This is a genomic window from Pseudarthrobacter sp. AL07 (assembly GCF_029960665.1).
GTDB lineage: Bacteria > Actinomycetota > Actinomycetes > Actinomycetales > Micrococcaceae > Arthrobacter.
The window spans coordinates 39,219-51,437 of the sequence record NZ_JASBRB010000024.1; the positions used below are offsets into that span (position 1 = coordinate 39,219).

Consider the following 12,219-nt stretch of genomic DNA (forward strand, 5'->3'; position numbering starts at 1 on the left):
GGACGGCCATGCAGGACACGGACGGAACCCAGCGCCAACTCCATTTCAACGCCTTCCTTTTCGGCTGCGGCCACCACGGGGCCGCCTGGCGGAGGCCGGACTCGCCGGTCGAGCGGCTGAGCGACATTGCCTTTTATGAGCAGCTGGCGCAAAGCGCCGAACGTGGACTCTTCGATGCGGTGTTTTTCGCCGACGGCCACAGCGTGGGCGATCCGGACCAGGGACCGAGGTGGTTCCTTGAACCGCTGACCGCCCTGGCCGCCATGGCGCGTGCCACCAGCAAGATAGGTCTGGTCAGCACCGTATCCAGCACCTTCTACACGCCCTTCCACGCCGCGAGGATGTTGGCATCCCTTGACCACATCAGCGGTGGGCGGATGGGCTGGAACGTGGTGACGTCCATGTTCGACGCCGAAGCGCGCAACCACGGGCTGGACGCGATGCCCAGCCACGGGGAACGGTATGCGCGGGCAGCCGAATTCATCGACGTGGCGGTGCGGCTCTGGGATTCATGGGCTGATGATGCGCTGGTGGTGGACCGCGCCGGCGTTTACGCTGACCCGGACAAGCTTCAGCCACTGCATCATGTAGGAAGTCATTTCCGTGTTGAGGGCTCGCTGACGGTACCCCGGCCGCCCCAGGGCCGGCCAGTGCTGTTCCAGGCAGGCGCCTCGGAACAGGGACGCGATCTGGCAGGCCAGTATGCCGAGGGGATCTACGCCGTGGCGTATGACCTGCCCTCCGCGCAGGACTACTACGCCGACATGAAAAGGCGAATTGCGCGGGCCGGTCGAAACCCCGACAACGTGGCGATCATGCCCGGCCTGGTCACCTACATTGGTGCTACCGAGGCGGAGGCCCGCCGCAGGCAGGCCGAGGTGGACGCGCTGCTCCCGGCCGCGCACTCGCTGGCGCAGCTCGGCACCTTCATCGGCCAGGACTGCAGCGGGTGGGAGCTGGATGCCCCAGTGCCGTCCCTGCCGCCAGCCAGTGAGTTCACCGGACCGCAGGGGCGCTACACAACCATCCTGCGGATCATCGAAGCGGAAAAGCCCACGGTGCGGCAACTGCTGGGCCGGCTGGCCGCCGGCGGGGGACACTGCACCATGGTGGGAACACCGGAGCAGATCGCCGACCAGATCGAGCTGTGGTTTTCATCAGGTGCCGCCGACGGCTTCAACCTGATGCCACCACTACTGCCGGAGTCCCTGGACGGGTTCGTGGACCAAGTGATCCCTATCCTGCAGCGCCGGGGTCTCTTCCGCAGCCGCTACACCGCGGGAACACTGCGCGGACACCTGGGCCTTGAACGGCCCGCCGCCGTCGGCCGGCGGGGCTGAGGATCACTTGGGGCCGACCGACTCCTGGACGGTGCTGGTCCCGGTGCTGCTCCCGGTGTCAGGCTCATTCGCTCCCTCTTGAACGTGCGGGAGGAAGACCTTGCCGGGGTTGAGGATGTTGAGGGGGTCGAAGTCGCCGGCGTGGCAAGCTGCCCGGCGGATTCCCACCAAGCGCCGGTACTCGTCCGGGTCAGTGGTGAGTTCCACTGCCCCGCCGGCGTTTTTTGGCGAGGTGGGCAATCTGCCGTGCTTCGGCGTCGGCCGCGGGTCCATCGCACTGGAGGAGGAGGTAGGCGCCGCGGCTGGAGAGCTGCCGGCCGGCTGGGCGGAGACGTTCTCCTGCAGGTGGGTGATGGGCTCGCCGCCGCGGAGAAGGACGGAACCCGGGAGCCAGCAGTCAGGGCCCGACGCGACGCCGCTGCCCGGGGACGGCGAATTCGGAGGCGGGCTGCCGGATTACCCGGATGCGCTTCACCTCGAGCTGCTGGGAGTGCCGAGGACTTCGTCGAAGGGGCGAACCCGCCCAAACTATGCTCGCCCAAGATCCCGGTCATCGCCTGCTGTAACTGCTCGGCGCGCGGTGTCGGGCCGGTGGCACCGCTTGGACGCTGTTTCCAGGGGTGAATCCGGCGTGAACGGACGGACACGAGGCGGGTGCAGGGCCGGGGGTCTGGATTGCCCTGTAGGCGTGGCCAAGGGGCTCGTGCCACCCTCGTAAAAGCGCCGGTTCGCTTCGAGGGTCAGGTCCCATCGGTCTTGGATCCGCGGATGAGTGCCTCGTCTTTGGTTGAGACTGCCCCGGGAGACCGGAAAGACCATGAAACCGCAGATCGTGTATGAGCGTCGCAGGAACGCGTCATTGATCTCGTCTGGAAGCTGCGCTTAGCGTTACATGTAACGTTGAAGTATGAGCGTCAGGGATCGTGTAGCTAGGCATCGTGTTGCCATGCGGGAACGGGGTTTCCGGCAGGTCCAGATGTGGGTGCCGGACGCGCGCACGGACGAGTTCAGGCGCGAGGCCCAACGTCAGGCGCTGGCCGTTGCCGCTGCCGACCGGGCCTTCGACGACCAGGACTTCGTCGAACAGATCTCGGAAAACTGGCCGGAGTGAACCGCGGTGAGCTATGGGAGGTGTCAGGCGGAACGTATGCGCAGAAACCGCGGCCGGCGCTCATCATCCAGGAAGACTTGTTCGGGGCGTCAGAATCGGTCACCCTACTCCCGCTGACCTCGCACCTCACGGATGCTCCACTGTTACGGCTGACGGTGAACCCAAGCCCCTTGACAGGGCTGGCGCAGAGCAGCCAGATCATGGTGGACAAGCTGACGACGGTACGCCGCGCTAACCTGGGCCAGCGAATAGGCAGAATCGATTCCGCAACCATGGTTGCTGTGGAGCAGTCGCTCGCCGTCTTCCTCGGCCTGGCACGATGACGGAGGTCGACGGCGGCAGGTGGTCCCGCCGTCGTCGTTCCATCCGTTGCTGCTGGCGGAGGCGCGCACGTTCGACGGCGAACTGGGGCTCCTGCGTTCGCGCGGCGTTGAGGTGGTGGTCCTGGACGATCAGCGGTGCGTGGACATGATGCGCACCTTCCAGGCCGACAACCCGGAGCTGTGGGCGGAGGACATTGCTGAATAGGCCCCGGGCCTGTTCTCGAGGCCATCTGACGATGTTGGCGCGGCCGATTGGACGTACGTCACCAGCCGGTGTAAGGGTGGACAGATGAATGCCGACATCAACTTCTATTTCGACCCGGTCTGCCCTTTCGCCTGGATGACCAGCAAATGGGTGCGGCAGGTGCAGGCCCAGCGTGACTACACCGTGGACTGGCGGTTCATCTCCTTGCGCCAGGTCAATGCCGATATTGACTATGACGCCCATTTTCCGCCCGAGTACGAAGCCGGACACACCGCCGGGCTCCGGCTTCTGCGGGTGGCGGCCAAGGCACGTGCGGAGCACGGCCGTGAGTCAATCGCCCGGTTGTACAAGGCATGCGGCACACACATCTTCGAAACCGCCCCGGACAGGGACCAGGGCACCGAGGAAGAGGTGCGCGAGCGGCGCGGCACGCGTGAGTTTGTGGAGCCGGTCCTCGCCGAGGCCGGTTTGCCCCTGGAGCTCGCGGAAGCTCTCGACGACGAGTCCTGGGACCTCGAAATTCGGCAAGAAACGGATGAGGCGCTGGCCCTGACCGGCAAAGACGTGGGAACACCCATCATCCACTTTGAGCCACCGGCCGGCGTGGCCTTCTTCGGCCCGGTGATCAGCCGGCTGCCGGACGGGGAGTCGGCCGCCGAGTTGTGGGACCACGTGGTGGGGCTCGCACGCTTCCCTGGATTCGCCGAGCTCAAGCGCAGCCTGCGCGAGCAGCCTCAGCTTCCTGCTTTCGGGGTCGCCGCGGACACCGTCGGTCAGCAGGAGGACTGGCACGGCGGCAGCCGGCGGCAGAAGAAGTGAGCGGTTGTAAGGATGGACCCATGCATCAGACCAGCATCCGCCAGTACCAGGAGTCCATTACGGTCCAGGCGTCAGCCGAGACCCTCTACGACCTGGTCTCGGACATCACCCGCACCGGCGAGTGGAGCCCTGTCTGTACATCGTGCTGGTGGGACGACGAGGAAACGGCCGGCCAGCCCGGGGCCTGGTTCACCGGGCGCAATGAGCTGCCGCAGCGGACCTGGGAGACCCGGTCGCAGGTAGTGGCCGCGGAGCGGGGCCGGGAGTTCGCCTGGGTGGTAGGCGGCAGGTTTGTCCGCTGGGGCTTCGCCCTCACCCCGGCAGACGACGGAACCATCCTGACAGAGTCTTGGGAGTTCCTGCCGGAGGGAATAGCCATGTTCGAGGAGAAGTTCGGTGAAGGGGCTTCCGACCAGATCGCCGACCGCACCCGGCAGGCGCTCGACGGCATCCCGAAAACGCTCGCCGCGATCAAGCGGATCGCAGAATCCATCGATGCAAACGGGTAGGCCTGGTTCTGGGACGGGAGAAGCTGCATCACTGAAAGGTGACCGGTTCAGGGGGCGACCACGAGGTCCGCGGTCTGGCCGGGGCCGTATTCGGTGGGGCGTGCGATGAAGGCCGTGGCCAGTCCTGGTTCCCGGGCAGCGTGCAGGTCGCTGTTGTGGGCCGATCGCGGGACCCGCCGCCTCGCCCTTGGCGCCCGCAACCGTGGCGCCTTCCTGGGCATTCCCCGCATGATCCTGGCCTACCGCACCGGTGCGATGCGCTACGGGATCTTCACGCTGTCCAAGGCCGGGGAACACGGGGCGGCAGGGGAGGGTAGCAACCAGCGCTGACGGAGGACGACGTCGGCAGGCTGTCCCGCCGTCGTAATCTCTTGCCCACTCACTTCTTGCATCGTCTGCGGACGCCGCTCACCTCCCCTTGTCGAAGTTCCCCAGGACTTCCCCCACGTAGGCGGCACGGGCCGCGTCGCCAGGTGCGGCAGAACGGACCAAGCCGGGCGCCGCGGGGGACTTTAGTGCTTTCACCTCTACCCATCCGGTAAGGACAAGGGCAAGATGACCCTATGAAAAAACTGCTTATGGCCGGGCTCGCCGCGATGATCCTGGTGCTCGGCACCATTACCAGTGCCGTCCCAGGCGCTGCGGCGGCAGCCCCTTCAGGCGCCGCGGCGCACATCATCGTCAAATTCCGCGACGGCGGTGCCGCCGCGGTTGTGCTGCGCCAGCACGGCCTGGGTGAAGGGCCCGGCGTCGGCAGTACCGGCGCCAACCTGATCGAGGTGCCGGCAGGAAAGGAACAGCAGCTCATCGACGCCTTGAGCCGGAACCCTGCGGTTGAATATGCCGAGCCGGACCACCAGGTCACCGCCTCGTCAACGGACCAGTACTTCCCCCGGCAGTACGCGCTCCAGAACGACGGGCAGGCGTTCACCAACACCAAGGGCGACATCCAGGTAGCCGCAGGTACACCGGATGCCGATGTGGACGCCGTCGAAGCGTGGACCGTCACCACCGGCGCCGGCATCAAAGTTGCCGTCCTCGATTCAGGCGTCGACGGCAACCACGAAGACATCTCCTCGCAGGTTGTTGCCCGCGCCAACTTCAGCAGCTCAGCAACCAAGAGCGGCGACGTTGTGGCAGAAGACTATTACGGACACGGCACCCACATGGCCGGCACCGTCGCTGCCATCTACAACAACTCCAATGGCGTGGCGGGGGTATGCCCTGGTTGCAGCATCCTGGCTGGCAAGGTACTTAACGACAGCGGGGTTGGCTCCAGTTCAAGCCTCGCCAACGGTATCAACTGGGCGGTCAGCAACGGCGCGAAGGTCATAAACATGAGTCTCGGTGTGCGGGCATCGCGCACCCTCGAAACTGCCGTCAACAACGCCTGGAACAAAGGCGTGGTGCTGGTTGCCGCAGCAGGCAACGGCGGCAACCAGACGAAAATCTACCCGGGCGCGTACCCGAACGTCATTGCCGTCGCCGCCACGGACAACAACGACCTGAAAGCGTCGTTCTCAACCTACGGAGCCAGCTGGGTGGACATCGCAGCACCCGGAGTCAACGTGTACTCGACCTTCCCGAACCACGATTTTGCGCTGGCCGCGCCCAACAACCGAGCGTTGAATTACGACGTCGGCAACGGCACCTCGGTGTCCTCGGCCATCGTCGCTGCCACTGCCGCGCTCGCGTGGAGCAGCAACCCTGGTGCCGGCAGTTCGGCAATCCGCGCCAAGGTTGAGTCAACCGCGGACAAAATTGGCGGCACCGGCACTTTCTGGGCAAATGGCCGGGTGAACGCGTTCAACGCCGTCAAGTAGTTCCACGTGTAGTTCCACGTGCGGCGGAGACCGTCGCGGCGGAGGCACCGGCCGCCGTCGACCTCTGCCCCCACCGTATAATCTGAGCATGCCGATCACGCGCCTCCACCGAGGCCTCCATGCCCAGCAGCCCATTCTCAAGCAGCGCGGGATCGACCTGTGAGCGGCGGTCTTGTCGCGCTGCTGGACGACGTCGCAGCCCTGGCCCGCATAGCGGCCGCCTCGGTGGACGACATCGCCGCCGGGGCCGCGAAAGCGGGGGCCAAGGCTGCCGGCGTGGTGATCGACGACGCCGCCGTCACCCCGCAATATGTGTCCGGGGCGGACCCCTCCCGGGAACTGCCGATGATCAAGCGGATCTTCTGGGGCTCGCTCCGGAACAAGCTGTTGTTCATCCTGCCGGCGCTGCTGCTCGTGAGCGCCTTCGTCCCGTGGGCCATCCCGTTCATCCTCATGGCCGGCGGCACCTACCTTTGCTACGAGGGTGCCGAGAAGGTCTGGCACAAGCTCCGTGGAGACCACTCGGACGAAAAGGCGCCGGCGGTCCAGCGGGGCCCGGACGCCGAGGCCAAGGTGGTCAAGGGCGCCATCACCACCGACTTCATCCTGTCCTGCGAGATCATGGTCATCTCCATGAACGAGGTGGCCACTGAATCCATCTGGATCCGGGCGTTTATCCTGGTCATCGTGGCCCTGGTGATCACCGTGCTCGTGTACGGTGCCGTGGCACTCATCGTCAAGATGGACGACGTCGGCCTGCACCTGACCACCAAGGAATCCGCGCGCTCCCAGCGGTTCGGTGAGCTGCTCGTCAAGGGGATGCCCGCCGTGCTGGGCGCCATCACCCTGATCGGGACGATCGCCATGCTGTGGGTGGGTGGCCACATCATGCTGCAGGGAGCCTACGACCTCGGCTGGCATGCGCCGTACGACCTGGTCCAATTCCTGGAGACCCCGGCCGCCGGGATCCCGGTGGCTGGCAGCTTCCTTGCCTGGCTCGTGAATACCTTGTGCTCTGCTGTCCTCGGAATCATCTGGGGCCTCCTCGTCATGGCCATCGTGGGCCCGCTGCTCAAAGTGCTGCCGTTCGGCACGAAGAGCGGTCACGAAGAGGGCGACGTCCGCGCCGAATTGGCAGGGTACCGGCCGGCGAAGCACAGCGACGGTTCCGCCGGATAGGCGTTCTTTTGGGCGGAGACCCCAAGGCCGCAATGAGCGACTGACGCCTCGGCCCGGACGCTCAGGAGGCCTTCGACCGGATACCCGCCGGGTCGAGGAACGCGCGCACGAACACGGCACCGTCGGCGATCAGTGTCTCCAGCCGCCGGCTCGCGATGGCCTTGGGCGCTGATCCAGTGCGTCTCGGGCAGCTCGGCAAGCCACGTCCCCGCCGTCGTAGAATGTGGCCACGAAGAGAACGTCCCTGAAGACGCAGGGGACTGCGCGCACAATCGGCGAGCAGCTGGTTACCTGGCGAAAACTACTCGGCCTCGGAGATCAGCTCAATGTCGCCTTCGACCCCTACGAGAGCGACTTCGGCCGCGCGCGGGCAGGCCAGGAATTGCCGCAGAGAGTGCGCCGATGAGTGAACCAATCGAGGTCGATCTCGGGCGGAAACCACGCAGTCAAAGGTCTCCCCGGTGCCTTTGACGACGCGTCACCAGACCGCTGGGGACGCCACATCATCACGAAACGGCTCCAGGCGGAGGCGCGACAGTTTGGCCAGAACGCCGAAACGCTCACTGCCTTGGACTTCCTCCTGGGGGTGTCCGACCGCACCCGGCGGGCGCATTGCGGTTCCGGCTGGGGAACGGCCAATATCTGAGTGACGGAACCGACGTGCCCAAGCTCGTGCAGCTTCCCGAGCTGCACTCCTCGATTCGGCTGAATACTTCGTTCAACCCAGCCAACGGGATACGATCCTCGCCTCCGTGCGCAAGGCGTCGGGCGCTTGGCGTCAGGCGGCAGATGCCTGCCGGATACCTCGAACCGAGTTGGAGCTTTTTGCGCCACTGTTCGACAACCCACCACTGCGTTTGGGCTCTCAGACAGAGTGAACTCCTGAAATCGTCCGGTAGCCACTTTCTCCTGCTCAGGGCTTGCGGGCCAAGGCAGTGGGCATCGGCCCATGCGAGAATGGCGCCATGAGCCACGAGCAGCACGAATCCGCCGCGGCGGAACCGGACCGCACCGCCCACTCGGCATTCGAAGCCGCCTACCAGGCCGCCCAGAAGAGCCTCAGTGAAGGCGGCATCCCCATCGGAGCGGCGCTGGCCCGTGACGGCGTGGTCATCGCAAGCGGCCACAACGAACGGGTCCAGAACGCCGATCCGATCGCGCACGGTGAAATGTCCGCCCTCCGCGCCGCCGGCCGGCAGAAAAGTTACCGGGACACCACGCTCTACACCACCCTGGCCCCGTGTGCCATGTGCGCCGGAACCATCATCCAGTTCAAAATCCCCCGCGTGGTGGTTGGGGAAGCACACACGTTCGACGGCGAACTTGAGCTTCTGCGCTCACGTGGCGTTGAGGTGGTTGTCCTGGATGACCGGCGTTGCGTGGACATGATGCGCACCTTCCAGGCTGACTGCCCGGAGCTGTGGTCGGAGGACATCGCCGAGTAGGCCTGGCCGTGCGCGGTCTGCCATCCAGCCTGTGACCGTGCGCCGCGGGTCGAACACCGGGTCAAGGCCAAGCTTCTGCTGCGCCTCGAAGTCCGCCAATGTCGCCCATCGTCCAGGCGTCGGCCGCGGTGTTCACGCAGCCGTAGGCAACGGCGATGAACGCCGCGCCGACTCCCAAGGTGATCCGCGGTAAACGGTGCTGCCTGTCAAGCCCCTTGGAAGACTCCCGCGGAATCGGCGGCTACGAAGACCTCATCGCCGCCTTGGGCGCCCCTCCTTCCTTCACACCCGAGGGAAGCTAATCGTGCGTCGGTTTGGGGGATTCCCGGCCAGCCGGACGTCAGGCAACGGTTGACGCCGTCTCAGACTGGGGTGGGTCGCATTATTTAGTGGACACCCGTTTCCAGGGTCAGTTTCCGAAGTCGTTTGCACGGAATATCCAAAGCCATCTGCGCTGGCTCCTCAAGAGATTCCGCTAGGTGGAAAGTTTATATCCTATTGTGAAAATGTGTGACTTGGCTTACTGTTTAACTACGCCCCCAACGATGAGGGCAGTTTTCAAGTGATTGGTCTGAATCCATGTACATCTCACAACCTGCGGGGCTGAAAGCGAGTTCGGTCCTTGCCGGGAGGAACGCAGCACTGATGTGCCTCCTCCTGACCAGCTCTGATCGCCCCGGCGGCGCCTTCAGACCCCGATCGCCGTGGGCAGATCCCCGCAGCTGACAGGTTCGGAATTACAGGCGGCCCGTACCGCCGTCGCTTTGGCATCACCTGCACGATTTTCCGCACATCCGATCTTCCTGACTTCCGGCTACTGACGCCATTTCCCCGCGCAGTTTTCCCGGGCAGTTTTCCCGGTGGACTGACCGGTCCGACGTGCGGCCACGTCCCCATTCCCTCGTATACAGCATTTGGTATAGCCAAAATTTTCATTTCCAGAGAGGCATTTCCATGAATATGGTGCCGGATACAACCCGTCCCGCAGATAAAGCCGTCCCCGAAGTCACCGTGGACCACCACCGCCATGAGCACCACGACCCCATCATGCACCAGCCGCCGGTCAGCGCCGAGGCTCTGGGCCTGTCGCCGACCAGTGCCCGGCTTTACAACCAGGATCTTGCCCCGACGAAGATGGCCGGGCGCAGGTGGACCGCGTACAGTATCTTCACCCTCTGGGCGAGCGACGTGCACAGCCTGGGCAACTACGGGTTCGCGATCGGGCTTTTCGCCTTGGGTCTTGGCGCCTGGCAGATCCTGCTGGCTCTTGGTGTCGGTGCGGTGCTGCTGTTCCTGCTCCTGACATTCTCCGGCTTCATGGGCCACAAGACGGGCGTCCCGTTCCCGGTCATGAGCCGTATCGCCTTCGGGATCCATGGTGCCCAGATTCCGGCGCTCATCCGTGGCGGCGTGGCAATCGTGTGGTTTGGCATCCAGACGTACCTTGCCTCCCTGGTCCTCAGGGTGCTGCTTATCGCCCTTGCGCCGGGACTCGCTGACCTGGACAAGAATGACATCCTGGGCCTGTCCACTCTGGGCTGGGCCGCGTTTGTCTTCCTCTGGGTGATCCAGGTCATCATCGTCCGATACGGCATGGACATGATCCGCAAATACGAAGCGTTCGCCGGGCCCATCATCCTGGTCACCATGGCCGGCCTGGCCATCTGGATGTTTTTCCAGGCCGGCGGGTCCATCGCTTTGTCCACCCAGGATGCCCTCACCGGCGGCGCGATGTGGCGCGAAATCTTCGCCGGCGGCGCACTGTGGGTCTCCATCTACGCGACCTTCGTCCTGAACTTCTGCGACTTCACCCGCTCCTCCACCACCCGCCGGTCCATCATCAAGGGCAACTTCTGGGGCATCCCGGTGAACATGCTGTTCTTCGGCATCATCGTGGTCGTCATCACCGGAGCCCAGTTCAAAATCAACGGCGCCATCATCGGCAGCCCCTCCGACATCGTCCAGTCCATCCCCAACACGTTCCTGCTCGTGCTGGCCGCACTCGCGCTCCTGGTGCTCACCATCGCGGTGAACCTGATGGCGAACTTCGTAGCCCCCATCTACGCACTGACGAACCTCATGCCCAAGCGGCTCGACTTCCGCCGCGCCAGCCTGGTCAGCGCCATCATCGGCCTGGTCATCCTGCCCTGGAACCTCTACAACAACCCCGCCGTGATCGTGTACTTCCTCGGCGGCCTCGGAGCCCTGCTCGGACCGCTGTTTGGCGTCATCATGGCCGACTACTGGCTCATCCGCAAGACCAGAATCAACGTCCCCGAGCTCTACACCGAAGTCAGCAGCGGCTCCTACTTCTACCGCAACGGCGTCAACATGCGGGCCGTCGGCGCCTTCATCCCGGCCGCGGTCATCTCGCTCCTCATCGCCTTCATCCCCGCCCTGCAACCGGTCGCGGCGTTCTCCTGGTTCATCGGCGCCGGCATCGGAGCCATCGCCTACCTCGTCGTCGCCGACCGCAAACGGACCTTCCACGACGTCTCCGGGGAACCGATCGCCGTCCCCAGCCTCCACTGAGGCCGTCCCAGCCTTACCGAAAGCCAACCGGAAAGTAACCATGCGCATCCTCGTCGCCAACGTCAACACCACAGCATCCATGACCGAATCAATTGCCGCCCAGGCCCGCGCGGCCGCTGCCCCCGGGACGGAAATCGTCGGCCTAACACCCCGATTCGGCGCCGACTCCTGCGAGGGCAACTTTGAAAGCTACCTTGCGGCCATCGCAGTCATGGACGCCGTTCTCGCCTACCCGGAACCGTTCGACGCCGTCATCCAGGCCGGTTACGGCGAGCACGGGCGGGAAGGGCTCCAGGAGCTGCTGGACGTCCCGGTCGTCGACATTACCGAAGCGGCCGCCAGCACGGCCATGTTCCTCGGCCACAAATACTCTGTGGTCACCACCTTGGACCGCACCGTGCCGCTCATTGAAGACCGGCTAAAACTCGCCGGGCTGGACGCCCGGTGTGCCTCCGTCCGTGCCAGCGGCCTCGGTGTCCTCGAACTTGAAGAATTCCCGGAGCGGGCTGTGGAAGCTATCCTTGCCCAATCCACGCACGCCGTTGAGGAAGACAAAGCAGAGGTCATCGTCCTCGGATGCGGAGGGATGTCAGGCCTGGATGCGCAGATCCGAACACGCCTCGGTGTCCCCGTGGTTGACGGCGTCGCGGCCGCAGTCACAATCGCAGAATCCCTGGTCCGCCTTGGCCTGTCCACTTCCAAGGTCCGCACCTACGCACCGCCCCGCCCGAAAACCGTAACTGGCTGGCCGTTCCCGGCCAACCTGCGCAACTCCGCAAAGGTGAGCATCAATGACTGAAGCAACGGAATTCGAGTTTGACCTGGTCATCCGTGGCCAGCGCATCCTCACCACTGCCGGCATCACCGCCCGTGAAGTGGGCATCCGCGACGGCGTGATCGTCGCCATCGAACCGTTCGGCAACGGCCTCACCG

General features: G+C 64.8%; 13 protein-coding genes and 1 pseudogene. 13 read left to right on the forward strand and 1 reads right to left on the reverse strand.

Going from position 1 to position 12,219, the window contains the following annotated elements; translation table 11 throughout:
* The first annotated feature begins 8 nt into the window (after positions 1-8).
* A complete protein-coding gene (locus QK290_RS15155; RefSeq protein WP_282331458.1) occupies positions 9-1,340 on the forward strand; it encodes an LLM class flavin-dependent oxidoreductase in 1,332 nt (443 codons plus the stop codon).
* A gap of 3 nt (positions 1,341-1,343) precedes the next feature.
* On the opposite strand, the gene QK290_RS15160 is transcribed toward QK290_RS15155, so the two are convergent.
* Complete coding sequence (locus tag QK290_RS15160) at positions 1,344-1,580, reverse strand: hypothetical protein (RefSeq protein ID WP_282331459.1); 237 nt, start codon at positions 1,578-1,580, stop codon at positions 1,344-1,346.
* A gap of 667 nt (positions 1,581-2,247) precedes the next feature.
* Between QK290_RS15160 and QK290_RS15165 the strand changes: the two genes are divergently transcribed.
* The 12 genes and pseudogenes from QK290_RS15165 to QK290_RS15220 form a co-directional block, all read left to right on the forward strand.
* Positions 2,248-2,451 carry an antitoxin MazE-like protein gene (locus QK290_RS15165; RefSeq protein WP_282331460.1) on the forward strand — a complete coding sequence of 68 codons (204 nt, stop codon included), beginning with the start codon at positions 2,248-2,250 and terminating at the stop codon, positions 2,449-2,451.
* On the forward strand, positions 2,448-2,774 hold the full coding sequence (locus QK290_RS15170) for a type II toxin-antitoxin system PemK/MazF family toxin (protein WP_282331461.1): 327 nt from the start codon (positions 2,448-2,450) through the stop codon (positions 2,772-2,774). The genes QK290_RS15165 and QK290_RS15170 overlap by 4 nt, the downstream gene beginning before the upstream one ends.
* A 46-nt stretch (positions 2,775-2,820) precedes the next feature.
* Positions 2,821-2,979: pseudogene (locus QK290_RS15175) on the forward strand (nucleoside deaminase); the annotation flags it as partial.
* A gap of 84 nt (positions 2,980-3,063) precedes the next feature.
* Entirely contained in the window at positions 3,064-3,798 is a 735-nt protein-coding gene (locus tag QK290_RS15180; protein ID WP_282331462.1) for a hypothetical protein, read from the forward strand.
* Positions 3,799-3,818: 20 nt separating this feature from the next.
* Positions 3,819-4,307, forward strand: coding sequence for an SRPBCC family protein (locus QK290_RS15185; protein ID WP_282331463.1), 489 nt, complete (start codon positions 3,819-3,821; stop codon positions 4,305-4,307).
* Positions 4,308-4,421: 114 nt separating this feature from the next.
* A complete protein-coding gene (locus QK290_RS15190) occupies positions 4,422-4,637 on the forward strand; it encodes a hypothetical protein (RefSeq protein WP_282331464.1) in 216 nt (71 codons plus the stop codon).
* Positions 4,638-4,870: 233 nt separating this feature from the next.
* Entirely contained in the window at positions 4,871-6,130 is a 1,260-nt protein-coding gene (locus QK290_RS15195; RefSeq protein ID WP_282331465.1) for a S8 family serine peptidase, read from the forward strand.
* A gap of 159 nt (positions 6,131-6,289) precedes the next feature.
* A complete protein-coding gene (locus tag QK290_RS15200) occupies positions 6,290-7,309 on the forward strand; it encodes a DUF808 domain-containing protein (protein WP_282331466.1) in 1,020 nt (339 codons plus the stop codon).
* 965 nt (positions 7,310-8,274) lie between these two features.
* Entirely contained in the window at positions 8,275-8,754 is a 480-nt protein-coding gene (locus tag QK290_RS15205; protein WP_282331467.1) for a nucleoside deaminase, read from the forward strand.
* Between the two features lie 1,047 nt (positions 8,755-9,801).
* Entirely contained in the window at positions 9,802-11,286 is a 1,485-nt protein-coding gene (locus QK290_RS15210; RefSeq protein WP_282331470.1) for an NCS1 family nucleobase:cation symporter-1, read from the forward strand.
* 40 nt (positions 11,287-11,326) lie between these two features.
* Positions 11,327-12,085 (forward strand): aspartate/glutamate racemase family protein, encoded by a 759-nt coding sequence (locus QK290_RS15215; protein WP_282331468.1) that lies wholly within the window; start codon positions 11,327-11,329, stop codon positions 12,083-12,085.
* Positions 12,078-12,219 (forward strand): hypothetical protein (locus tag QK290_RS15220; RefSeq protein ID WP_282331471.1); only part of this gene is annotated, 142 nt, incomplete at its 3' end. The genes QK290_RS15215 and QK290_RS15220, both read left to right, overlap by 8 nt.